The organism is Pseudomonas sp. WPR_5_2, from assembly GCF_003634475.1.
Lineage (GTDB): Bacteria > Pseudomonadota > Gammaproteobacteria > Pseudomonadales > Pseudomonadaceae > Aquipseudomonas > Aquipseudomonas izuensis.
In genome coordinates this window covers 94,228-117,275 of the sequence record NZ_RBLA01000009.1, presented here as the reverse complement: position 1 = coordinate 117,275, position 23,048 = coordinate 94,228, and the positions used below count along the sequence as shown (strand labels likewise).

The window sequence follows — 23,048 nt, the reverse complement described above, 5'->3', positions numbered from 1 at the left end:
CACTACAACGCCCAAAAGAACATAGCAACAAAATTCGTGCCAGCGATCAGACTTTCGCGCTGAACAACAGGCTGCTTGCATCATTCAAACTATTGGCCAGTTTCAGGACTTCTTCGTTGGGGATCTGGCGGATCACCTCACCGGATTCACTGGCAATCACTTTGACTACAACTTTGCCGGAGGGCTCATCAATCGAGAACTCCAGGTTACGCTTGACCGATTGCACGAACTTTTCGATTTCCTGAACGGCCATCTTCAGTTTTTCCTGCTCGGCCTGATCGCTCTTGCTTTCATCCTTGACGGCACCCACGGGTGCGGACTCTGCCAGAGACTTATGCGCAGGCTTATCAGCAACAGTTGTCGTCGCCTGCTGGGGCGCCGGATAAGACAAGTTCAGCTTGACGCTCATATCCATGTCCATCACCTCTTAAAGTAAAAAGCGAGAGAGCACGACAAGCGCACTCCCCCGCCAAAAACTAACCCGGCTATTACTGAAGCAGTTTCAGTACAGCGGATGGCAGTTGGTTGGCTTGAGCCAGGATCGAGGTGGAAGCTTGTTGCAGAGTTTGTTGCTTGGTCAGCTGTGCAGTTTCAGCAGCGAAGTCGGTATCTTGTACGCGACCCAGTGCAGCACTGGCGTTTTCGTTGATGTTCTGCAGGTTGGAGATGGTGCTGGTCAGACGGTTTTGGGCAGCACCCAGGTCCGCACGGCTGGTGTTGATGGTTTTCAGTGCAGCGTCGATGGCGACGATTGCAGCGGCGCTGCTGGCTTCTGCAGTGGCGCTGTCGTTACCGGTGATGGCTACGGCGCCGGAGTCAACGCTCAGGGTGGCAGCATCGAAGCCGCTGTCCAGAGTGATGGTGATCTGGTTGGTTGCGCCAGTGTTGGAACCGACCTGGAAGGTCATGGTGCCAGCAGTGCCGTCGATCAGGTTCTTGCCGTTCAGGTTGGTCGACTTGGCGATACGAGTCAGCTCGTCCGACATGGTTGCGAACTCTTTGTTCAGAGCAGCGCGGTCGTCGGTACCGTTGGAGTCGTTTCGGGATTGAACAGCCAGTTCACGCATACGCTGCAGAATGTTGGTCTGCTCTTGCATCGCGCCTTCAGCGGTCTGAGCGATCGAGATACCGTCGTTGGCGTTTTTGATCGCCATGGTCTGACCACGGATCTGCGAAGTCATACGGGTAGCGATTTGCAGGCCGGCGGCGTCGTCTTTGGAGCTGTTGATTTTCAGGCCGGAAGACAGGCGAGTCATCGAAGTCGACAGAGCATCAGAAGCCTTGTTCAGGTTTTTCTGTACGTTCAACGATGTAACGTTAGTGTTTACGGTTAAAGCCATGACGAATTCCTCGTTGGTTGGGTACTGCGGCTTCCGGCCCTGGCAACCGCCGGGTATGGCCTAGAGAACCTTCGTAATAGTTATCGTCGGGTTTGCAACTTGCTTTAGGGGATTTTCAAAAAAAACTGCCATCACGTTGCCACCCCCCGTAAATAAAGGGCTTGGCAGCAATCGAGCAGCAAAAAAATGACGTCATGGAAATGCCGGCGACAGATTGGCGAGGGCTCGCCCGCGCCGGCAGAAGGGAAATTGTTTAAAAGGACAGACTGTCCGTCAGCAACTGGACCAATTCATATTCCAGATAATCAGCCAGCGCCAACCAGTTTTGCGCTTCCTGACATTCCAGCAGGCTACCGAGCACGGCCAGCCACCGCCGCTGAACGCCTTCAGGCGCAACGTCGAAGGATGCCTGTATCGCAGTGGCCAGCTCGATCATCACCAGACCGGCTTCCACATCACGCCCTAAACGGAACATCACTGCGCAGCGTTGTGCCTCGCTGACAAAGGACTCTACCGCACTCATACCGCCAGCTCCGGATGAAACGACGTGCCGGCGATCATCGCCCCGGCCCGACTGCTGTTATAGAAATGCACCCCAGGATGGTCGGCGATATATCGCTCCAGTTCGCACAGGTAACTGCGGAAGTTGAGCTGGGTCTTGATTCGCTGCCCGTGACCATCGAGCACCCAATGCCTGGCTGCACCGAGTTGCGGCCCGAGGTCACCGTCGCCCCAACCGGCATGGGTCTTGTCACCGGGGAAGGCGAAGTCGGCACCGAACAGGGTAATGTGCGCCGCGCCGATTTTCACCGCCAGGTCCACTGCCGGATGGATGACACTGCCACCATGATGGAGCTGGCCTCGTGGCAACTGGTGACGCAATGACTGGTACATCGGGCTGGCGGAATACGCGGCATACCGTTTGCCCTGCCAGGCCTCCACTACCTGCGGATCGACCATGGGCATATAAACCAAGCGGATATCCGACGTGCCTTCGGACGGCAGATGCCGAGCCGAGATGCGCTGATCGATGCTGACCACGATGTCGGGGTGAATCCCGTGGTTAAGCAGCGGTCGGTAGGCGGTATCGACACAGATAAACAAAGGTCGCTTCGCCTGATTGCGCAGTGCCTGTAATGCTTCGAAATGCAGCTCCAGGCTCGGCCCGGTGGCGATGACGAATACGTCCTGGCCTTGCCACGTACCGAACAGTTCAGCCACATCGCCATCGGTCGGCAGTCGTTTCAGGCTGGCCTGCAAACGCTCGACGATCTCCGGCGCCTGGGGGGCGAATTCACGATTATTGAAGGTCAGGTGAGTTTCGCTGATCAACCGGTCGCGAATCTTGGCATTGAAGTCATCCGCCAGCACCAGCTCTGATGGCAAGGCGAAATAGGGCAACTGAATCTCGGGAAGATCCCCGGCAAAAAGCAGTTCCACCCGAGGATCACTGAGCCAGGGCTGCTGATCGATCAGTTGCAGCACCAGCGAAAACACCGCGCCATTGAGGATGTGCACATATAAACGTTCGAGCCCGGTACGCTGCAGCAAATCCATGGGCAGATCGCCCAAACCGGTGCCGTAGACGTGCAGCACCTGGCTGTCGGCCGGCAGGCTGTCGGCCTGAAGCCTGGCCTCACGGGTACGGTCATGACGGCTGGTCAGCTGGATCCCGTTGATGCTCAGGGTCGAGCCCAGGCCCTCTACCAGATCAGCCTGCAACGCATTCGTGTCTTCAATCAGCAAACGCGCATACAGTGCCGGCCAGCGGCGCTGTATGACTTGTGCGTTGCGCTCAAAGAACTCGCTCATGGGGCCTCGCTTTTCATTGGGGCAAAAAAATAGCGCTCAAGGTACACCTTGAACGCTTTTTTTTGTGCCTGATTTTTATGACCGGGATGCGAGTGGCTCAGGGGCGATAGATGATCGCCGAACCCCATGACAACCCGACACCGAAACCACTGATCGCAATGCGATTCCAGTTGGAGTCCAGCACGTGCTTCTCCAACAGCAGCGGGATGCTCGACGACACCGTGTTGCCCGTCTCGACCATGTCTTTGACAAACTTGGCAGGGTCGCCTTCGAAGCGGCGCGCCACGGCATCGACGATCGCCGCACTGCCCTGGTGAATGCAGAAGGCATCGATATCGTCAGGGTTCAGCCCCGAATCGTCGAGCAATTGGTGCAAGTGCGCCGGGACTTTAAGCAGCGCGAAGTTGAAAACCTGACGGCCGTTCATGTAGAACACCCCGTCCGTGACTTTCAGGTGCGGCGCACCGGAACCGTCGGTGCCGAACTTGGCCTTGCCCAGTTCCCACACAGGCTGTTCGCCCATCCAGGTCACCGTGGCGGCATCGCCAAACAGCATGGTGGTGTTGCGATCTTCCGGGTCGACGATCTTGGAGTAGGGATCGGCGGTGATCAGCAAGCCATTTTTCAGGCCTGCTGCCTCCATGAAGCCTTTGAGCGCGTAAATGCCATAGACGTAGCCGGAGCAGCCCAGGGAAATATCGAACGCCGCCACGGTCGTTGGCAGGCCCAGTTTGTCCTGAACGATGGCCGCGGTGTGCGGCAGGCCTTCTTCGTCGCCGTTCTGGGTGACGACGATCAGCGCGTCAATGGATTCACGTTTCAAATCGGGATTGTTGGCGAACAGCGCGTTGACTGCTTCGACACACAGGTCCGAGGTTTCCTGCCCGGCGTCCTTGCGCGGCAGGAAGGCCGAACCGATCTTGCCCAGGATGAATTCTTCATCCTTTTCGAATTTTGCACCTTGTGCGTAATTGTCCACGCCGGCTACAGGAACGTAGCTCGCAATGCTTTTTATGCCAATCATTACGGCTTCCCAATAATAAACAGCCCAATACCACCGCTCGCAAGGAATCGAGGGGCGCCGACAAACAGAGAAAAGCGTCGCCCCCAAGGCAGCGACAACGGGAAGAATAAAAGGCCATCACTGGGCCAAACAGGCACCAGGCGCCACCTTCCCGAGCAATACAATACAGTGAAGATGCCCGTTATGACTCGCAGGTCACTCTATTTTGCCGAATCAACCCCGAATGGGGTTATTCGACAAGGGGCCAATCCAGCGGCGTGCCACGCTTGATGGCGTGGCGGGCGCGGCGTCCCAGAAGGGTTTGCGCGTGCTTGGGGGCCAATCCCAGGCCTGGACGGATAGCACGCAGGTTCTCCGGGGTGAAGGGCTCGCCGGCTGCCATGTCCCGTGTGACGTACAGCGAACGGCGAAATACCAGGGACTTGCGTTCGGCTTCGGTAGCGCCGTACTGCACCTGCCCCATGGCCTGCCAGGCTCGCTCGGTTTCAATCACCAGGCTGGCCATTTGCTCAGGTTCCAGCGAGAAACTGGCATCCACACCGCCGGCTGAACGGTCGAGGGTGAAATGCTTCTCGACCACCGTCGCCCCCAACGCTACCGCCGCCACCGACACCCCGACGCCCATGGAGTGGTCGGACAGCCCCACCTGACAGCCAAACAAATCGCGCAGATGTGGAATCGTGCGCACATTGCTGTTGGCCGGCGTTGCCGGGTAAGTGCTGGTGCATTTGAGCAACACCAGATCCTTGCACCCGGCCTCACGGGCGGCACGCACGGTTTCGTCGAGTTCGGCGATGCTGGCCATGCCAGTGGAGATAATCAAGGGTTTACCGGTCGCAGCGACCCGGCGAATCAAGGGCAAGTCAGTGTTTTCAAAACTGGCGATTTTGTACGCCGGCACGTCCAGGCTCTCGAGGAAATCCACCGCGCTGTCATCGAATGGCGTGGAGAACGCCACCATGCCCAACGCCTTGGCGCGGGCGAAAATCGGAGCGTGCCATTCCCATGGCGTGTAGGCCTTTTCGTACAGCGCGTACAACGAAGTACCCGACCAAAGGCTGTCTGGATCCTTGATGAAGAATTCGCCTTCGCACAGGTCCAGCGTCATGGTCTCGGCGGTATAGGTCTGCAGCTTCAACGCATGCGCGCCGGCCTTGGCCGCAGCTTCGACGATCTGCAACGCCACCTCCAGGGACTGATTATGGTTGCCACTCATCTCGGCAATGATGAACGGCGGCGCGTCAGCACCGATCAAGCGGTTGCCGATCTTGAAACTGGTCATGGGCGGTGATCCTTCAATACGCGCGTGAACGCGCAAACACTCTGGGTGAAACCGGCTTCGCGAAAGGTCTTCAGCGACGGCTGGTTGGTCGGCAGAATCTCGGCGGCAAGGGTGTCCAGTTGCGGCCAGCGGGCGGTGACAAAGTCTTCGCCCCGTGACAGCAGTGCGCGGCCCCAGCCCAGCCCGAAACGGCCTTCGAACAGATAAATTGAAACCCTGGCTTCATGACCATCAATGTCATAGCGCAACACACCGATCGGGCCGTCATCGGCTTCGGCGATCAGCAACAGGCGCTGGTCATTTTTCAAACTCGCGGCCAGCCAGGTTTGGTGCGCCGGCCAGTCAATGACGCCGGAGTCCAGTGATGAATGCCGCACCGCCTCTGCATTGCGCCCTTCGAACAACAACTGCGCATCCTCAAGCTTTGCCGGGCGCAGTTGCAAAACCGCCCCGACCAGCGCCGCAGCCACACGTTGTGCACCACGGCCATCAACCAGTTGCCGTGAACGATCGGCCAGGCTCTGGCGAAGCCCCTGATTGCCCGCTATAAAAGCGACGGCCTGACGCAACTGCTCGACGCTGACGTACTCGCGCGCTCCGAGGAACACATGGGCCCCGCAAGCGCCCATCACCTCACCGTTGGCCTGCTGGTTGTTCGACACCGCAATGCAGATCGTCGGCAGCCCCATGGCCGCCCTCTCCCAACTGGTTCCACCACCGGCACCGATAAACAAATCCGCTTCGGTCATCAGCCTGTAGAAGTCGCTGACAAAACTGTGCAGGCGCCAGTTGGGACGGTCGGCCGCCAACACCTGCATCTGTTCCCAGGCCGGATTGTCGGCACCGGCGACGAAATCGACCTCCAGCTCATGGAAATCAGCCATTGCCAACATCGCGTGGTGGGTCTGCATCGCCACATCGAACCCGCCGAAATTGACCAGTACCCGCCTGACCCGAGGCTTGATCTCGATGGCTGGGCAGCGAAACTCATCGCGCAGCATGGCAAAGCGTGGGCCCAACAGCGTCCGGCAACCCGATGGCAACAACGAGCCATAGGCCTGTGGCGTGCCTGACAGGTTCTGATTGAGCAACAGATCGACGTCGTACCGACGGGTCGCGAGATCATCCACCGCAGCGATGCGAGGCGCCAGGCGACGCGCAGCCGTTTGCCAGTGATGGTCGAGGCCATAGTGATCGACCAGTATCCAGTCGAACGCCGCATGATTTTCCAGCAGATGAGCCAATGCCTCGATGTCCGCCTGCCAGGGCAGTAAGGATTCGATGGCCTGTTGCGGGTCTTCATCAGGGTAGCGATCGGGTAGCGCGAAGGTTTCAAAGCCTTCGGCTGCCAGACTGTCCAGCCGATGCCCCGGTAACCGGCGACAGGCGAAAGCCACATGAGCCCCGTGTTTGCGCAAGGCTCTGGCCAGTGGCAAACAGCGGGCGATGTGGCCACTGCCAATGGTCGGCGAGGCATCGGAGCGAATCAGCACTCTCATTGCAGTTCACCGCCTCTTTTCAGCGCGTCATACAGGTATTCGGCGCGCGTCCAGTCTTCTGCGGTGTCGATGTCTTGCACCAGGTGACGCGGCAGAATCACCGGCAGGCTCGCGGGCGAAAACAATGCGTCGCCGCGCAACCAGGCTTCGCTGCGCCCCCAATAGAACTGCCCGGCGTCCTGATACGCCTCGCACAGATCCTGGGAACGGGTGTTGCGAAACTCCGGATAGAGCGCGGTCAAGGCGCCTTGCGCATCGAGGGTCAGGGCACGTTGCACCGGGAAGCCAAACCCGGCCACGGAAAACGCGAATGACTTGTCAGGATGCTGCATCAGCAACTCATACCCCTGACGCAGATAACGTGCCTGCAACAGTGGCGCGGTGGCGTAGAGGCAACAGGCAAAATCGAACGTCTCGAGCTGCTGCAAGGCATGGGCGATCACCGCCGCCGTACCGGTGAAATCATCGGACAACGACGCCGGCCGCATAAAGGGCACCTCGGCACCGTGGGCCCGCGCCACCTCGGCGATCTCGGCGTCGTCAGTGCTGACGATCACCCGGTCGAACAGCGCCGACTCCAGCGCTGTGCGGATCGAACGGACGATCATCGGCACGCCGTCGAACGGTTTGAGGTTTTTGCGCGGAATTCGTTTGCTACCGCCCCGGGCCGGAATAATCGCAACGCAGCTCAAGACTCTTTACTCCTCAAGGACCAGCCGACGCAGGTGCTCGACCACGTGGTCCTGTTGTTCATCGCTCAGCAACGGAAACAGCGGCAGGCTGATGGCCTGCGCGTAATAACGCTCGGCCTGTGGGAAATCACCCTCGGCAAAACCCTGCTCGCGATAGTACGGCTGTAGATGCACCGGAATATAGTGCAGGTTCACCCCGACGCCGGCCGCCCGCAAGCCTTCGAATACCTGGCGATGACTCAAGTTGATGGCATCCAGATGCAACCGCACGACATACAGATGCCACGCCGATTCGGCTTCGGACTGAGCGCCGGGAAGGGTCAATGGCAGATCCGCCAGCAACCGGTCGTAACGCGCCGCCAGTTCGCGACGACGCTCGATGAAGCCCTCAAGCTTACCCAATTGCGACAAGCCAAGGGCCGCTTGCAGGTCGGTGATGCGGTAATTGAAACCCAATTCCACCTGCTGGTAGTACCACGGGCCGTGGCTGGCCTCGGTCATTTGCTGCGAATCGCGGGTCATGCCGTGGCTGCGCAAACGTTGCAGACGCTCGGCCAGCTCCGGCCGATTGGTCAACACCATGCCGCCTTCGGCACTGGTGATGATCTTCACCGGATGGAAACTGAACACGGTCATCGCCGCGAATTCGCCACAACCCACCGGCCGCCCGGCATAGGACGCACCGACGGCGTGGGACGCGTCTTCAATCACGGTAAAACCATAGCGCTCGGCCAGTTCGGCAATGCGGCGCATGTCGCAGCTCTGCCCCGAGAACGCCACGGCCACCAGCACTTTGGGCAAGGTCCCGTCGCGCTCGGACTGCTCCAGCTTCAACGCCAGTGCATTGGCGTCGAGGTTCCAGGTGAGTGGATCGATGTCGACAAAATCCACGTCGGCACCGCAGTAACGACCGCAGTTGGCCGAGGCCAGAAAGGTGTTCGGCGTGGTCCACAAACGGTCGCCCGGCCCCAGTCCGGCGGCCAGACAAGCAATGTGCAGCGCCGCCGTGGCGTTGCACACCGCCACGGCAAAATCCGCCTCGCAACGTTCGGCCATCGCCTGTTCGAAACGCTCGATGGTCGGCCCCTGGGTCAACCAGTCGGACTGCAACACGGCAACCACCGCATCGATGTCTGCCTGATCGAGGCTTTGCCGACCGTAGGGAATCATGCCGACAGCCCCGCATGCAGCTCGGCGATCTGGCCGACCGAGAGAAACTTCGGATTGGTATCGGAGCGATACTCGAAGTCCTCGCTGACAGGTCGGCCCCGCTCGCCCAGCTTGTCCACGGCAAAATCCACGTCGACGCTGGTGAAACGGATCGACGGCTGAATCGTGTAGTGATCGGCGAACTCCAGGGTCATGCGCGCGTCATCCAGCGGCACCATCAGTTCATGGAGCTTTTCTCCCGGACGAATGCCAACGTGTTTATGCGGCAGATGCTCGGCCATGCCCAGGGCCAGATCGACAATGCGAATCGACGGGATCTTTGGCACGAACACTTCGCCACCGTGCATGCGGGCGAAGCTGTCGAGCACGAACTGCACACCGTGGTCCAGGGTGATCCAGAAGCGGGTCATGCGCTCATCGGTGATCGGCAACTCTTTCGCGCCCTGCGCAATCAGATGGCTGAAGAACGGCACCACCGACCCCCGCGAGCCGGCGACGTTGCCGTAGCGAACCACGGAAAACCGGGTTTGCTGTTCACCGGCAATATTGTTGGCGGCGACGAACAGTTTGTCCGAAAGCAGCTTGGTCGCGCCGTACAGATTGATCGGGCTGGCGGCCTTGTCGGTGGACAGTGCCACGACTTTCTTCACGCCGTTGTCGATGGCGGCGGCGATGATGTTTTCCGCGCCATTGACGTTGGTGCGAATGCACTCGGTCGGGTTGTACTCCGCCGCCGGCACTTGCTTGAGCGCAGCGGCGTGCACCACATAATCGATGCCCCGCATGGCCTGGCGCAAACGCTCGGCATCGCGCACGTCACCCAGGAAGTAACGCATGCACGGTGCATTGAACGTCTGCTGCATCTCGTACTGTTTGAGCTCATCGCGGGAGAACACCACCACGCGCTTGGGCTGGTATTGCTCCAGCAAACGGCGGATGAAGTTACGCCCGAACGAGCCGGTGCCGCCGCTGATGAAAATGGATTTACCGTTGAACATGCCTTGAGTCCTATTACCTGTCAGCCAGGCTTAAGCGAGCAACTGCGCCCAGTTCACACTGGAAGCTTCGCGAAGGGTAAAGCCCTTGCCGGTCAGGGCCAGGTTCTGGTTGTAGGCGGCATCCTGTGCAAAGCGTGCCTGCCATTTATCACGCAGGGCTGCGGCCAATTGAGGTTCATCTGGCAACAGTCCCGGATGGAGCAGCTGGGCTTGCGGGCACCACACGGTCAGGTAGCCGGCGTCGGCGACTTTCAGGCACAGGTCGATATCGGCAAACGCCTCGTCGAAATGTTCTTCGTCCAGACCACCTACGGCCTGGTACACATCCTTGCGGATCATCAGGCAGGCACCGGACACCGCCGAATAGTTCTGCTCCACCTGATGGCCGAACAGATAGCCCTTGGCGTCTTTGCGTTCGCCGACAAACGCCGAGCCAGCCACGCCATTGAGACCCAGAATCAAACCGGCCTGGGTCGTCACACCACGAATATCCATCAGCTTGGCGCCGACGATACCGACCTCCGGACGCTGCGCCTGGTTAAGCAGGGCGTCGAGCCAGTTGGCGTTGAACACTTCGGCCTCGGCCGACAGCAACACCAGGTATTCACCCTTGGCTTCGTTGACCGCCAGGTTGTGCAGCGCCGAAGTGCTGAGGCGCTGACCGCTGCGCAAGATACGAATACGCTCGCCCTTGCCTTCCAGGCTGCTCAACCAGGCCAGCAGCTCAGGTGACTGGCTGTGGTTGTCGGCGATCAATACTTCATGACGCTGGTATCGGGTGCGTTGCAGCACGCTGACCAGGGCCCGTTGCAGAGGCTCCAGATTGTCCTGGCTGTGCAGGATGATCGAGACCTGCGGACGCTCGGCGTGCTGGTAATCGATTTGCCAGGTCTGCGGCAACGTCGAGCTGACTTGACCGCGGTAACCACGGTTCGCCAGATGGCGCGTGAGCACACGGCGCTCCTCGCTGTTCTCCTCTTCGACCGGCGCATTGGCTATCAGCAATGGCTCGGCCAGGTGCGCCAGACCGTTCAGGCCACCGTCTTCAATCAAACGCAGCAAAAGGTCGAACTCCAGCGCGGCAGGGAACTCTGGCGAGTAACCTTTGGCTTGAACCAGCACATCACGCTTGATCAACCAGTGCCGTGCCATCAAGGACGGGACGGTTTGCAGCAAATCGAGGTTCACCCCCGGACGGAATACATCCGTCAGGGCACCATTGGCCTTGCGCTGGATTTCGTCCATGGCCACTGCGCGGATACCTTCTGCCCCGAGCAATTCAAGGCTGGCACGCAGCAAGCCGCTGGGGGTCAGTTGATCACCGGCCTCAGCCAGCAGGATCCAGTCGGCGCTCGACTGATTCACCACCTGGTTGATGCGCTCTACATAGTTGGTGGTGCTGACTTTGACAAAGTGCACGGTGTCGCGCACGGACGTGGAGGCCGGCAACTCGCCCGTGGTGAAGACCATGACCTTGAAGGCCCGGCAATGACCATTGACCAGGCTGTCGAACGTCGCCTGCAACTTGAACATGTCCGCTTCCAGGTCCAGCAGCAAGATACCGAACTGCGGCCCGCCATTGTGCGCGGCCAAGTGGCTGGCAATCGCCGGTAACTGCCCGGCTTCGGGATTGCGTGCGTCGAGCCAGTCGAGCAGGCGGCCGGACGGCATCTTCTTGAACAGCGCGCGCTCGTCCTGCCTTGGCAACGAATCCAGACGCTCGGCCCAGGCCTGCAGCTTGATCCCTTCGGCCTCTTCCTCGGTCCCCATCAATGATTGGGCAAGACCCTTGACCACCGAACGGTTGAACCGGTTGAGTCCGTAGGCCTCCCACAGACGGGCACGCAGCGTGCGTTCATTGTCATTGGGCTGGACCCGCATCAGCTCGGTCTGGCGAAGCAGGATGCCTTCCAGCTCCTGGAGCTGCAAACGACCGGCGGGCATGGCGTGCAGCAAAAATTCGAACTCGGTCAGCAGGTCGAACATCGGCTTGTTGTAGAACGGCATTTCGACGAACTGCTCGGGCCCGAACGTACGAACGGGCTCACGCCCCGGCTCGGTCCACACTGATCGGAAAATCATATTGCCTTTGAGCGAGCGGCCTTCGAGCAGGCATTCGGCCATGGCGGCAAAACTGTCCAGCGCAATCTGTTTGACCCGGGCCGGATCCTGATCGCCCAGTTGCGTCGGCAAGGACGCCAGGAACTCGGCAAACTGGTCACGCTCGGCAACCGATTTTGCATCCTTGTAGGTCAGCACGGTCAAGACGTTGGTGTTGTGTTCCGAGGCGCCATAGTTGATCTCGCGCACGGCAAAAGGAATCGGTAGCACCCGCGCCTTGGCACAAGCCAGCAGGAAGTACGTATGGCCAATTTCCTGCCACTCGAAACTGGTGCCGGCCGGTAACAGGCTGTACCACTGTTGCAGCAGATCGGTGCGCGTCACCGCATAGAACGGCGGCAGGAACTGGCCCATGAATTCCATGAGCCGAACCTCAGGCTGCTGCGCGTTGTAGTCTTCCTGGACGCGCTTGTCGCGACGGTAGTAATTCACTTCCGTGGCGCGTGCCAGGTACATCATCCCGTAGCCATGACACAGGCCGTAATCCGGGTTGGCTTCGAGAAACTCCAGCGACTCGGTCAACGCACCGTGCAACAGGAAATCGTCATCGGCGGCAAACACCATATAGGGCGTGGTGACCTGATTGACGCCGTAGGTGATTTTGTCCTGGAAGCCCTTGTAGGTGTACTGCGGCAAATGGCGATAGTCGACCGACGGGAAGTCCTCGGCCATGTGCTCGTCGCCTTCGACCGAGGAGTCCAGCACCAGCACCGTGCAGGGATAGTTGCTGTAGTACTGCAAGGTACGTCGCAGGAACGCGTTCCGGTTGTGGGAAATCACCACCACCGTCAACCGCTCGTCCAGCGGCGCGACATTGTTTTGAGTACTGTTTTGCACTTGCATCTGTCTATCCCCACAACCGGCCAATCGCCAGGAACCTGAACTGTTTTTGATTAACGAACGCGACGCAGGTAGCCGTCCGGCGCCACGGAGATCAGCAGCTTGTTTTGCATTTGCTGGTCGATTTCGAAGTCCTTGTTTTCCTCCAGGTACTTCCACACCGCCGTCTTCGGGTTATCGCCCGGGCCCCATGGACGGTCCGGAAAGAAGTCGGCCGGCATGTCTTCAACCACGGTGTCCATCACCACGCAGTAGCTGTCCACCGAAACCAGGGGTGCGTAGAGGCGCAACTCTTCCAGCACGTGGTCGTGGGTGTGGTTGGAGTCGAGTACCAGGATGACTTTCTTGCCTTCGGCGGCGGCGCGCACCTGGGCGGCAATGGCAGGGTCGATGCTCGAGCCTTCGATCATCTTGATGCGCTTGCTCATCGGGTGGCTTTCGATGGCTTCGCGGTTGTGTGCACGGATGTCCAGGTCAATACCCAGTACTTCGCCGTGACCTTGCAGCTCCAACAGCGAGGCGTAGTAGATGATCGAGCCGCCATGGGCGATGCCGCATTCAATCACCAGGTCCGGTTTGACCTGCCAGATGATTTCCTGCATCGCCATCATGTCTTGCGGCAACTGAATGATCGGCCGCCCCATCCACGAGAAGTGGTAGCTGTATTTGTGTTTGGCCGATTCGTTGAAGAAATCCTTGGCCAGACCCACGAGTTTCTGGTCGTCGCCCTGACGGGCGATTTCTGCCTGGCACTCGGCTTCGAAGGCTTTATTGATGGTGTTGTCGGTCATTTTAGAATCTCAATAGTCACTGGAACGAAGCGCTGTCGACGGCGTGATAGACGTAGCGTCCATCGGTCATCCGCCTGATTTCTTCGAGGTAGTTGGAATTCATCACAAACAGGTTGGCACCTTCAGGCAAGGCGTCCATGGCCTCTTGCGGCGAAGACACGCGCACGCCGCTCAAGGGCAGGTAGCGCCCTTGCTTGGCCGGGTTGATATCCACGACGCGATCCACCGCCACACCAGCCCGTTGCAGAAACAGCGAATAGATCACGCCTTTGGACGACGCCCCCCAAATCGCCGAACCCTGCCCGGGTGCGGCCTGGATGATCTGCACCGCACGCTCGAGGCTGGCGGTGAAACCCTCGGGCAACACCAGGCGTGACACCGGTTGTTCGGGGGTCAGGCGCAGTGTCGCCAGGTCGGCGACGACGTACAGGTACTGGCCGCCAAACAGGTGGCCGGCCTCATGTACCGTGCCGAACATCCGGCGCAGATCATCGAGGCGGAAATAGTTGACGTGCTCGTAAAACAGGTCGAACCAGGCTCGGTGTTCAACGATCCAGTCCAGGCAAGGCACTTCGATGTAGATCTGCCCGCCCTGATTGGCCTCGGCCATCTGGGCCAGAAAGCCCACCGGGTCCTGGATGTGCTCCAGTACATGACGCAGCACGATGGCGTCCGCCGCCAGACCGAGGCCACGGGTGAAGGGCGCCTTGATCACATCGGCGTTATCGCCTTCGTAGGCCGGATCGATACCGGTGATGGCATACCCCAGGTCCTTCAGCAGCTCCAGGAAATAGCCTTTGCCGCAGCCGACTTCGATCAGTTCCTGGCCCTTGAAGTGCCGGGCAATGATGCCTTCGACATCGCTCAGGTGTTTCTGGAACTGGCCGGAGTGCGCCTGCTCGTTCTGATAGTCGGCATCGTAGCTGAGCTTGTCGGCGTCGAACGCCGCGTTGAAGATCAGACCGCTGCGCTCATCCTGCACCAGCAACATGTCGGCACTGGCCGACGCCTTGGCCGATTCCGGATCGGCAAAGGTGCGGTTCTGCAACACCGGCAGGTCGGTGACCCGATACAACTCGTGCCTCATTGCTCTGCTCCCAATAACTGTTGCAAGCGCTCGGTCACCGCCCAGAACGCCAGCGGTTCGTGGGTCGGATACGGGTAGTGGCCGAGGTTCAGGCCGATAGTCGCGCCGCGTTCGCGCAAGCGCTGTTCGACCAGCGCCCGCACCGAAACCGGTTGGCCGCTGGCGCAGTTGATCGTGCCGTCGAAATCACGCTTGTGCAGGATCGCGGCGAGGTGCGCGGTGGCCGTTTCAATCGCCAGGAAGTCCCGCAGCTGTTCACCCGCCGACATGTTGAACGTCACGTCGCCGGCGTCGATCGCCCGGTCCAACGCCGCCAACAGGCTGTTGGGGTTCTGCCCGGCGCCGTGCAGATAAAACAGCCGCGCCCACTGCAGCGTGAACGGATGCGCCTGCTGCAGGTTTTGCAAAAACAGGTGCAGGGTGTGTTTGGCCAGACCGTAGGGATTGGCCGGCTGCGCTTCGTTCTGCTCGCTCAGCGGACCACTCTGCATGCCGTACTCGAAGCAGGTTCCGGTCACCAGCACCTGCTTCACGCACGCCTCTACCGCCCCTTTGATGAAGCGGTAGTCGGCCATCAGGTTGTGCTCGAAATGGAACAGTGCCCGATAGTTCGGCAACCCCGGCCATGCCAGGTGCGCCAGTGCATCGACGCCCTCGGTCAGCGCGCCGATATCCAGACTCGCCGCGTGAATATCCGCGCTCACGAACTCGACGTCATTGATCCACGGCATGCTCGCGGCGGTTTGCACATTGCGCGCGACCGCTCGCACCGTGCAGCCACGGGCCAACAATGCCGCAACCAAATGGCGACCGACAAACCCGGTGGCCCCGGTGACCAGAACCTTCACAGCACGGTCAACTCAGGCACGGCAATCACGAAACGGCCATCCCACTGCCGTACCTGCGCGAGCTGCTGGCTGACTTCGTGCAACAGGTTCCACGGCAGCACCAGGACGTAGTCCGGTTTTTCGATTTCGATCTGCGCGGGCGAAACGATTGGAATGCGGCTGCCCGGCAAATATTTGCCCTGCTTGTGCGGGTTGGCATCGGCGACCCAGGCCAGCAGGTCCGGCTTGACCCCGGCGTAGTTGAGCAAGGTGTTGCCCTTGGCGGCGGCGCCGTAGCCGACCACACGCTTGCCATCGGCCTTGGCCTGCAACAGGAAGCGCAGCAGCTCGTGCTTGATGCGCTCGGCGGCCGGCGCGAGGCTTGTGTAGTACTCGGGGGTCTTCACCCCGGCGGCGAGTTCGGCCTGCAACTGTTGCCAGACCGCCGGTTGCACTTGACGACGTTCGCCATCCTGACGCTGGACGAAAACCCGCAGCGAACCGCCGTGGGTCGAGAGCTGACTGACGTCGAATACTTCCAGGCCATTACGCTCGCACAACGTTTGCACGGCGGTCAGTGACAGATAGGAATAGTGCTCGTGATACAGCGTGTCGAATTGCTGTCCGGCCATCAGCGTCAGCAGTTGCGGGAACTCGAATGTCGCCACACCCGTCGATTTGAGCAGGGTCGCGAAACCGCCAAGGAAATCATTGATGTCTGGCACATGCGCCAACACGTTATTGGCGGCCATCAGGTCGGCGCCCCAGCCTTCGCTATTCAACTGCGCGGCGGTGTCGCGACCGAAAAACAGCTCGCGAATCTCCAGGCCTTTTTCCCGTGCCGCTTGTGCGGTGCTGCGGGTCGGCTCGACACCCAGGCAAGGAATGCCGCGCCCGGCGACGTACTGCAACAGGTAACCGTCGTTGGCGGCAACTTCCACCACACGGCTGTCGGCGGTCAGGCCGAAACGCTCGACCATCTCGGCCACATACTGCTCGGCATGGGCCAGCCAGGTGCTGGAGAACGAACTGAAATAGGCGTACTCGGCATCGAACAGGCTGTCGGCGCGGGTGTAATCCTCGGTCTGCACCAGCCAGCACTGCTGACACACCGCGACCTTCAAGGGCACCCACTGCTCGGCTTGCTCCAGCTGATCGGCACGCACGTAGGCGTTGGACGGCGGCGAGGTGCCGAGATCGATCAGCGGCAAGGTCAACGGAGTCCCGCAACCACGGCAATTCATACACGCACTCCAGCAAAGTGTTCATCGAGCAAGGGATGGCTGGAATCCCGCGCCGACAGATTATTGACAGGCAACGGCCAGGCAATCGCCAGCCGCGGATCGTTCACCGACAACCCGCCTTCGTGCGCAGGCGTGTAATCGTTGCTGTGCAGATAAAGCAGCTCGGCATCGGCACTGAGGGTCTGGAAGCCGTGGGCGAACCCGGCCGGGATCAGCAGGCTGCGCCCATCACCGGCGCGCAGGTGCTCGGCGTGCCAGTGCAGGAAGGTGTCGGAGTCGGGGCGCAAATCCACCGCCACGTCCCACACTTCACCGCGCAGGCACGTGATCAACTTGGCTTCCGGCGCATGGGCGTTCTGGTAATGCAGGCCGCGCACCGTGCCGCGTTCGCGGGTGCAGGAATGGTTGATCTGGCGGATGTGAAACGCCTGACCGAAGGCGCTCAGGCTGCCCTCGCAAAACAGCCGGGCGAATTGCCCGCGCTCGTCTTCGAAGCGTTTGTGCTGCACGCTGAACAGCCCGTCCAGTGGCAATGCCTTCAACAGAAATTCGCTCACAACGCGCCTCGGTACAGATTCAACTGGCTCAAGGTGATGGCGCGCATGTCATCGCCGTTCTGCCACGCCAGATGCCAATCCAGGGTCTGGGTCAGGCATTGCTGCAACGACCAGCGAGGTTGCCAGGCCAGCAATTGACGGGCGCGACTGCTGTCCAGGCGCAGCAGGCCGGCTTCATGTAAGTCGCTCGGCTCGATGCGCAGCCCGCGGGCTTGCGGCCAGCGATGGGCGAGCAACTCGACGACTTCGCCGACGCTGCACATATCCGCCTCACTCGGGCCGAAGTTCCACGCACCCGCGAAGTGCGGGCCTTGCTCATACAGGCCGGCAGCCAGTTGCAGATAACCGGCCAGTGGCTCAAGCGCGTGTTGCCATGGACGCACGGCGTGGGGGAAACGCAGGGTCACGGGCTCGTTCGCCGACCAGGCCTTGAGCACGTCGGGAATCAAACGCTCCGGCGCGAAATCACCACCGCCCAGCACGTTGCCCGCGCGGGCCGTGGCCAGGGCCAGGCCGTGCTCGGCATGACGCTCGGCCGGGAAGAACGAGGCCGCGTAAGACTGTGCCAGCAACTCGCAGCAAGCCTTGCTGCTGCTATAAGGATCGTGTCCGCCCAGTGCTTCGTTTTCGCGGTACGGCCACAGCCATTCCTGATTGGCGTAGACCTTGTCGGTGGTCACCAGCACACAGGCACGGACGCCGCCGACCTGGCGGATGGCTTCCAGCAGGTTGAGGGTCCCCATGACGTTGCTGGAGTAAGTCCCCAACGGGTCGCGATAACCCTCGCGCACCAGTGGCTGGGCCGCCAGGTGCAGAACGATTTCCGGCTGGGTCTCGGCGATCAGTTCCAGCAAGGCGCCGAGGTCACGCAGGTCGCCTCGCTGATCGTTGATGCCTTCGTGCACGCGCGCCAGTTCGAACAGGCTCGGTTCGGTGGACGGATCGAGGGCAAACCCGCTGACCTCGGCCCCCAGGCTCTGCAACCACAACGTCAACCAACTGCCCTTGAAACCGGTGTGGCCGGTGACCAGAACCCGCTTGCCGCGCCAGAACTGCGGGCTCAGTCCCATTGCTTCCATGGGGCCTCCCCGCTCTGCCACAACGACTCCAGGTGGTTCTTGTCACGCAGGGTGTCCATCGGGTGCCAGAAGCCTTCGTGCTGGAAGGCCTGCAACTGTTGTTCGCTGGCCAGCTTCGTCAGCGGTTCGGCTTCCCATGAGGTGTGATCGGCGGCGATGTAAGGCAAGACCTTTGGCGAAAGGACGAAGAAGCCGCCGTTGATCCAGCCGCCGTCGCCACGCGGTTTCTCGGTGAAACCCAAGACCCTGTCGCCATCGCGCTCCAGGGCGCCATAGCGTCCCGGCGGTTGTACCGCAGTCACGGTGGCGAGCTTGCCATGGCTCAGGTGGAAGTCGACCAGGGCACCGATGTTGAGGTCCGAAACGCCGTCACCGTAGGTGAAACAGAACGCTTGCTCGTTTTCCAGATAACGCGAAGCGCGACGCAAACGCCCGCCGGTCATGGTTTCTTCCCCGGTGTCGATCAGCGTGACGCGCCATGGCTCGCTGTAGTTCTGGTGAACATCCATGCGGTTGTTGCACATGTCGAAAGTGACGTCGGAGGTGTGCAGGAAGTAGTTGGCAAAGAAGTCCTTGATCGCATAGCCCTTGTAGCCAAGGCAGATCACGAAATCATGAATCCCGTGAGCGGAGTACTGCTTCATGATGTGCCAAAGAATTGGCTTGCCGCCGATTTCAATCATTGGCTTAGGCTTGAGGTGCGACTCTTCGCTGATCCGCGTACCGAGACCACCTGCCAGAATTACTGCCTTCATCCTCTCCCCTCTTGTTCGTCACAGGGCTCAACCAAGCTTGATCAAGCTTTTGCAGGCCGCCGGGCTAAAACATTGGCCGTGTCCGGCGCGCGCGGGCTGGCCGCAAGCGCTCGTTTTATGGCGATATAGGGACGACTTGCAGGAAGCGCGCCAGCTCTTGAGGCAGGCGGCCAGGCAGGGTACAGGCGGCGCTCTTGATGCACCTTCGGGCATAAAAAAACGCAGCCGAGGATGAGTCGACTGCGTTTTGTTGTGCGCTGCCTGAAAGGATCAGTCCGGCAACCACCCCCACAACCAATGCTGGAGGTTATCGCCGCGCAGCATGAAATCGCGGTGCACTGCCTCGCGCAGTTCATCGCCCATGCGATAGCTCGCATCGGGATCGGCCAGGTGCATGCGGATCGCCTGCAGCCATTCCTCGGTGCTGTTGCTGTAGACCCTGGTGCACGGCAAGTGGCCGCGATAGGCCGCAGTGTCGGTGCAGATCACCGGGTAACCGCAGGCACCGTACTCCAGCAGGCGCAGGTTGCTCTTGCAGTCGTTGAAGATGTGGAACTCCAGCGGCGCCAGTGCCAGGTCGAGGTTCAGGCTCGCCAATTTGTACGGGTAGCCTTGAAAGCCCGTGGTGGAATGAAACTCGTGAATGTACGGCCGCAACGCCTCCGGGCACATGCCGAAAAAGACCCACTCGACTTCATTCGCCAATTCACGCACGACCTCGGCAATGATTTCCAGGTCACCGGTGTGGCTGGTGCCGCCGCCCCAGCCGACACGCGGCTTGCCAGACGTTCGGCGCCGACTGGTCAACGTGGCCCAAGGGACCGGCGAGAGCATGTTGGGCACCACGCGAATATCACTGTGCATGCTCGACAGGGCATCGGCCAGCGGCTGGGTAGTGACCACCACGCGATCGCACAAAGCGATGCCTTCGCGCAGCATCTGCTCGGTGTTCACCGGCTTGTTACGGGCATGGGTATTCTTTTTCGGCGCGCTGACAACGTAGTCGTCGAGCTCGAAAATCCGCAGGGCGCCGGAGTATTTCTTCATGCGCAGAATGTCACCTGCCGCGCCTTCGCTGTAGCGCCCTTGCAACACGATGGTGTCCGGCGACAAGCGCTCGATCTCCACGGTCGACGGCGACTCGTAAGCCACTCTGGCGATCACCCGGCCCGCCGCCTGAAGTTCTTCCAGCGGTGCAGTCACCCGGTAAATGCCAACCGCCGTGCTGTTCACCGGCAGGCCCAGGACCAGCGGCAAGGCGCGGGTGCAAAACGGGTTCCAGTTGTGGCGCAGCGAAGCCTCCAGACTGAAACTCGAAACGCCAAGGCTGAGTGCCGGACTGTAGGCCGGATCCCTGGCGATTTTCGGCAGCCACTTGCAGTAGAACGCTTCCTGCTCCCGCTCTTGCTCCCGCTCCAGCAACGCTTGCGACGAGCGCCGGGCCGGCACAGCCTCGTGGGGCATCAGCACGACACTGGCATAAGGGGTCCAGACCACCAGGTAACCGGCCTTGCTCGCCCGCAAACACAGATCGACGTGGCTCAAATCCAGGCTGAACGTCCTGTCGTCAAAGCCTCCCACTTCGTCGAGTGCCTGCTTGCGCAGCATCAGGCAGTGATTGCTCACTGCACTCCAGTTCTGAGTGACATGCAGGCGCTGCATGTAGCCACGGGACCCGGCCGCCTCGCCCTGGAACGGCGAACCCACGGGGCCCGCCAGCCCGAGGATCAAACCGGCACTGACAATCGTGCCCTCGGGGCTGAGAATCCGCGCACCGACCACGCCCACTTCAGGACGCCGGGCATGATTGAGCAATTCGTCCAGCCAGTCGCCGTCGCCAATCACCGCTTGCGCACTGAGCAGCAACAGGTACTCGCCACGCGCCTGCTCCGCGGCAAAATTGTGAATGGCGGCGTCATTGTCATCACCGGCGTAACGCAGTACCCGCAACATCGCGGCACCCATTTGCGCCATCGCCGCCAGCCAGTCGAGCATGGCCTGGTCATCGGTCCCGCTTTCGACGATCAGGATTTCGTACTGGGTGTAAGCGGTGCGCTCGATCACGCTTTCAATGCAACGCTGCAAGGCGTAGAGCGAATCCGCTGTGCGCACGATGATCGACACCAGGGGCCGGGCGCCGTGCGAATAATCGATGCGATTGATCAACGGCAGCTCTTCATGCCGGATAGCATGGGCCACGCCCAAACGGTCCAGGTGCGCACTGACCATCCCGGCATTGCGATCGATCACAGCGGGCAATGACAACCAGTTGGCGTAGGTCAGGCTCGATTCAACTTGTATTTCGGCGATGTGCTCGATGGTCTGCGGACCGGCTTCCTCCACCAGACGCCACAACAGGTCATGGGGCGCCAATTCGCCATGGGCCGGATCGAACCCGCCCAGCGCCATGAAGCGCTGACGTTCGAATGCCAAGGTGCGCCCGACGTAGGGATAAGCACGCATCAGATCGAGGTTGAAGTCCGGCTTGAACACCGGATCGATGGACTCCCCGTCGAACAGCGCACCCTCGTCGCTGTAGGCACACAGGATGCCTGGAGAACCGGCAACCCGTTCGGCCAGAATCAATAGCGCAGACTCGCGCAAGGTGTCGCCGGCCCGAAGCAGATAAAACCAGTGGGCGCCCTCCAGTTGCGGCACGACAGCATTGAGCTGCTGTGCCCACTCGGCCTGCCAGGGCAACTGCACCACGCGTTCACCGGCGACATCACTCGCGTCGGACAGCACGACCACCGCTTGCGGCGCATAGAGCTGGGATTCGATGCTCTTCAGCGTCGTTTTCAGTGCCGCACTGTCGGCATCACTGTCGATCACGATCGGCACGATTTGGGGCTTGAACGCCCAGGTGTCGACACGTTGCGGCATCAAGCGCCGCTCGACGTCCGAGAACCTGCGGACCGCCAGCCATTCACGGTAGAAATCGGCGTAACTGCCACTCTCCCCACCCACCCGGCCATTCACCACGGTGTTGCGGTTGCCCAGAATTCGCACGACGCACAACTCTTCCCAGGCATGGGGCTGATCGCTGATTTTCGCCAGATCGATGAAACGCACCCAACCCGAAGCCGGCGCCGACTCGCCACTGCGAGCCGCCAGCATCTGAGTCAACCAGCTCCACTCCTGGAGGGTGGCCTTGACCATCTCCGGGGTTTTGCTCAGACGCTCCGGGTACAAGCGCTCTGTACTGAGCACGGTATTGAGCGAAACCAGATTGCCGCGGCGCATCAGGCACACGAACAAGGCGAAATCGAGCATGGCCACAAACCCGGCGCCTTCCTGGATCAGCGCTGGCAACAGCTCCAGCACATCGGCGCGGCGCATCAGGGTCGAGCTGAAATTGCCGATGAAATTCTTCGGCGTGCCTTCGAAGATCGCCAACATGTCCTCACCTTTGAACAAGGCGTCATTTGGCGAGAACCGGCAGTTGTCGACCCGCGATGGCAGGATGAAGTTGCCGGCGTCACTGAACATGCGCAGAGCGAGCACCAGATTGACATCGGCATGATCGATCAACACCTGCGCCTGCAAGGCGATGCTGGGCGAAAACAGGCGATCGTCGTCGCACAAGACCTTGATGAACTCGCCCCGAGCCTCTTGCACGCAACGCAGTACGTTTTTCTGCAGGCCCAGACGCTGAGGATTGCGCAGGTAGCGAACCGGGTGAGCCTGCTCGGTAAACGACTCGACGATATCGCGAATCTCATCACCCACGGAGTCGTCACACACGACGATTTCGATGGGCTGATAAGTCTGCGCGAGCGCACTCTCGAGCGCCTGGCTGAAAAAACGCGGGTTGAACGCAGGAATAACGATGCTGACGAGGGGATGTTGATTCACGGCGAGAAACTCTCGAGCGGCGGGTTTCTACCCTTTCGGGCAGAAACTCCGGAACCGCTTAGGAAAAGACGGCTG

19 protein-coding genes are annotated in these 23,048 nt (G+C 60.4%); all 19 read right to left on the bottom strand.

The features are described 5' to 3' along the window. Positions 1 to 46: 46 nt before the first annotated feature. The 19 genes from BJ917_RS27380 to BJ917_RS27290 all read right to left on the bottom strand — a co-directional run bounded on the left by BJ917_RS27380 (position 47) and on the right by BJ917_RS27290 (position 22,973). Positions 47 to 415 carry a flagellar protein FlaG gene (locus tag BJ917_RS27380; RefSeq protein WP_096509555.1) on the bottom strand — a complete coding sequence of 123 codons (369 nt, stop codon included), beginning with the start codon at positions 413 to 415 and terminating at the stop codon, positions 47 to 49. Positions 416 to 488: 73 nt separating this feature from the next. Beyond that, the gene (locus BJ917_RS27375) at positions 489 to 1,340 is read right to left on the bottom strand and encodes a flagellin domain-containing protein (protein ID WP_096509554.1); all 852 of its coding nucleotides are present in this window, start codon (positions 1,338 to 1,340) and stop codon (positions 489 to 491) included. 253 nt (positions 1,341 to 1,593) lie between these two features. Next, complete coding sequence (locus BJ917_RS27370; RefSeq protein ID WP_121105552.1) at positions 1,594 to 1,863, bottom strand: hypothetical protein; 270 nt, start codon at positions 1,861 to 1,863, stop codon at positions 1,594 to 1,596. Next, positions 1,860 to 3,152: a motility associated factor glycosyltransferase family protein gene (locus tag BJ917_RS27365; RefSeq protein WP_121105550.1), complete on the bottom strand. Its 1,293-nt coding sequence runs from the start codon at positions 3,150 to 3,152 to the stop codon at positions 1,860 to 1,862. Before BJ917_RS27365 ends, BJ917_RS27370 begins: the two co-directional genes overlap by 4 nt. A gap of 97 nt (positions 3,153 to 3,249) precedes the next feature. Beyond that, positions 3,250 to 4,176 (bottom strand): ketoacyl-ACP synthase III, encoded by a 927-nt coding sequence (locus tag BJ917_RS27360; RefSeq protein ID WP_096509551.1) that lies wholly within the window; start codon positions 4,174 to 4,176, stop codon positions 3,250 to 3,252. A 229-nt stretch (positions 4,177 to 4,405) separates the two neighbouring features. After that, on the bottom strand, positions 4,406 to 5,458 hold the full coding sequence (pseI, locus tag BJ917_RS27355; RefSeq protein ID WP_096509550.1) for a pseudaminic acid synthase: 1,053 nt from the start codon (positions 5,456 to 5,458) through the stop codon (positions 4,406 to 4,408). Next, the gene (pseG, locus tag BJ917_RS27350) at positions 5,455 to 6,957 is read right to left on the bottom strand and encodes a UDP-2,4-diacetamido-2,4,6-trideoxy-beta-L-altropyranose hydrolase (RefSeq protein ID WP_121105548.1); all 1,503 of its coding nucleotides are present in this window, start codon (positions 6,955 to 6,957) and stop codon (positions 5,455 to 5,457) included. The genes pseI and pseG overlap by 4 nt, the downstream gene beginning before the upstream one ends. Further along, a complete protein-coding gene (gene pseF, locus BJ917_RS27345) occupies positions 6,954 to 7,649 on the bottom strand; it encodes a pseudaminic acid cytidylyltransferase (protein WP_096509548.1) in 696 nt (231 codons plus the stop codon). Before pseF ends, pseG begins: the two co-directional genes overlap by 4 nt. 6 nt (positions 7,650 to 7,655) lie before the next feature. Next, on the bottom strand, positions 7,656 to 8,819 hold the full coding sequence (gene pseC, locus BJ917_RS27340; RefSeq protein ID WP_121105547.1) for a UDP-4-amino-4,6-dideoxy-N-acetyl-beta-L-altrosamine transaminase: 1,164 nt from the start codon (positions 8,817 to 8,819) through the stop codon (positions 7,656 to 7,658). Next, positions 8,816 to 9,817 carry a UDP-N-acetylglucosamine 4,6-dehydratase (inverting) gene (gene pseB / locus BJ917_RS27335; RefSeq protein WP_121105545.1) on the bottom strand — a complete coding sequence of 334 codons (1,002 nt, stop codon included), beginning with the start codon at positions 9,815 to 9,817 and terminating at the stop codon, positions 8,816 to 8,818. The genes pseC and pseB overlap by 4 nt, the downstream gene beginning before the upstream one ends. A gap of 30 nt (positions 9,818 to 9,847) precedes the next feature. Further along, a complete protein-coding gene (locus tag BJ917_RS27330) occupies positions 9,848 to 12,781 on the bottom strand; it encodes a TIGR00180 family glycosyltransferase (RefSeq protein WP_121105543.1) in 2,934 nt (977 codons plus the stop codon). A gap of 50 nt (positions 12,782 to 12,831) precedes the next feature. Further along, positions 12,832 to 13,569, bottom strand: a complete 738-nt coding sequence (locus BJ917_RS27325) for a cephalosporin hydroxylase family protein (protein ID WP_096509544.1) — start codon at positions 13,567 to 13,569, stop codon at positions 12,832 to 12,834. Positions 13,570 to 13,585: 16 nt separating this feature from the next. Further along, a complete protein-coding gene (locus tag BJ917_RS27320) occupies positions 13,586 to 14,656 on the bottom strand; it encodes a class I SAM-dependent methyltransferase (protein ID WP_121105541.1) in 1,071 nt (356 codons plus the stop codon). After that, entirely contained in the window at positions 14,653 to 15,504 is an 852-nt protein-coding gene (locus BJ917_RS27315) for an NAD(P)-dependent oxidoreductase (protein WP_121105539.1), read from the bottom strand. Before BJ917_RS27315 ends, BJ917_RS27320 begins: the two co-directional genes overlap by 4 nt. Then, on the bottom strand, positions 15,501 to 16,727 hold the full coding sequence (locus BJ917_RS27310) for a class I SAM-dependent methyltransferase (RefSeq protein ID WP_121105537.1): 1,227 nt from the start codon (positions 16,725 to 16,727) through the stop codon (positions 15,501 to 15,503). Before BJ917_RS27310 ends, BJ917_RS27315 begins: the two co-directional genes overlap by 4 nt. Then, positions 16,724 to 17,284, bottom strand: coding sequence for a dTDP-4-dehydrorhamnose 3,5-epimerase family protein (locus BJ917_RS27305; RefSeq protein ID WP_121105535.1), 561 nt, complete (start codon positions 17,282 to 17,284; stop codon positions 16,724 to 16,726). The genes BJ917_RS27310 and BJ917_RS27305 overlap by 4 nt, the downstream gene beginning before the upstream one ends. Next, complete coding sequence (gene rfbG / locus BJ917_RS27300) at positions 17,281 to 18,363, bottom strand: CDP-glucose 4,6-dehydratase (protein WP_121105533.1); 1,083 nt, start codon at positions 18,361 to 18,363, stop codon at positions 17,281 to 17,283. The genes BJ917_RS27305 and rfbG overlap by 4 nt, the downstream gene beginning before the upstream one ends. Continuing rightward, entirely contained in the window at positions 18,345 to 19,118 is a 774-nt protein-coding gene (gene rfbF / locus BJ917_RS27295) for a glucose-1-phosphate cytidylyltransferase (RefSeq protein WP_096509538.1), read from the bottom strand. Before rfbF ends, rfbG begins: the two co-directional genes overlap by 19 nt. A 270-nt stretch (positions 19,119 to 19,388) precedes the next feature. Next, entirely contained in the window at positions 19,389 to 22,973 is a 3,585-nt protein-coding gene (locus BJ917_RS27290; protein WP_121105531.1) for a glycosyltransferase, read from the bottom strand. Between the last annotated feature and the right edge of the window lie 75 nt (positions 22,974 to 23,048).

Bases quoted from the DNA above. Each gene is read 5' to 3' on its own strand.
- BJ917_RS27380 (WP_096509555.1), bottom strand. From the start codon at position 415: ATGGATATGAGCGTCAAGCTGAACTTGTCTTATCCGGCGCCCCAGCAG.
- BJ917_RS27375 (WP_096509554.1), bottom strand. From the start codon at position 1,340: ATGGCTTTAACCGTAAACACTAACGTTACATCGTTGAACGTACAGAAA.
- BJ917_RS27370 (WP_121105552.1), bottom strand. From the start codon at position 1,863: ATGAGTGCGGTAGAGTCCTTTGTCAGCGAGGCACAACGCTGCGCAGTG.
- BJ917_RS27365 (WP_121105550.1), bottom strand. From the start codon at position 3,152: ATGAGCGAGTTCTTTGAGCGCAACGCACAAGTCATACAGCGCCGCTGG.
- BJ917_RS27360 (WP_096509551.1), bottom strand. From the start codon at position 4,176: ATGATTGGCATAAAAAGCATTGCGAGCTACGTTCCTGTAGCCGGCGTG.
- pseI (WP_096509550.1), bottom strand. From the start codon at position 5,458: ATGACCAGTTTCAAGATCGGCAACCGCTTGATCGGTGCTGACGCGCCG.
- pseG (WP_121105548.1), bottom strand. From the start codon at position 6,957: ATGAGAGTGCTGATTCGCTCCGATGCCTCGCCGACCATTGGCAGTGGC.
- pseC (WP_121105547.1), bottom strand. From the start codon at position 8,819: ATGATTCCCTACGGTCGGCAAAGCCTCGATCAGGCAGACATCGATGCG.
- pseB (WP_121105545.1), bottom strand. From the start codon at position 9,817: ATGTTCAACGGTAAATCCATTTTCATCAGCGGCGGCACCGGCTCGTTC.
- BJ917_RS27330 (WP_121105543.1), bottom strand. From the start codon at position 12,781: ATGCAAGTGCAAAACAGTACTCAAAACAATGTCGCGCCGCTGGACGAG.
- BJ917_RS27325 (WP_096509544.1), bottom strand. From the start codon at position 13,569: ATGACCGACAACACCATCAATAAAGCCTTCGAAGCCGAGTGCCAGGCA.
- BJ917_RS27320 (WP_121105541.1), bottom strand. From the start codon at position 14,656: ATGAGGCACGAGTTGTATCGGGTCACCGACCTGCCGGTGTTGCAGAAC.
- BJ917_RS27310 (WP_121105537.1), bottom strand. From the start codon at position 16,727: ATGAATTGCCGTGGTTGCGGGACTCCGTTGACCTTGCCGCTGATCGAT.
- rfbG (WP_121105533.1), bottom strand. From the start codon at position 18,363: ATGGAAGCAATGGGACTGAGCCCGCAGTTCTGGCGCGGCAAGCGGGTT.
- rfbF (WP_096509538.1), bottom strand. From the start codon at position 19,118: ATGAAGGCAGTAATTCTGGCAGGTGGTCTCGGTACGCGGATCAGCGAA.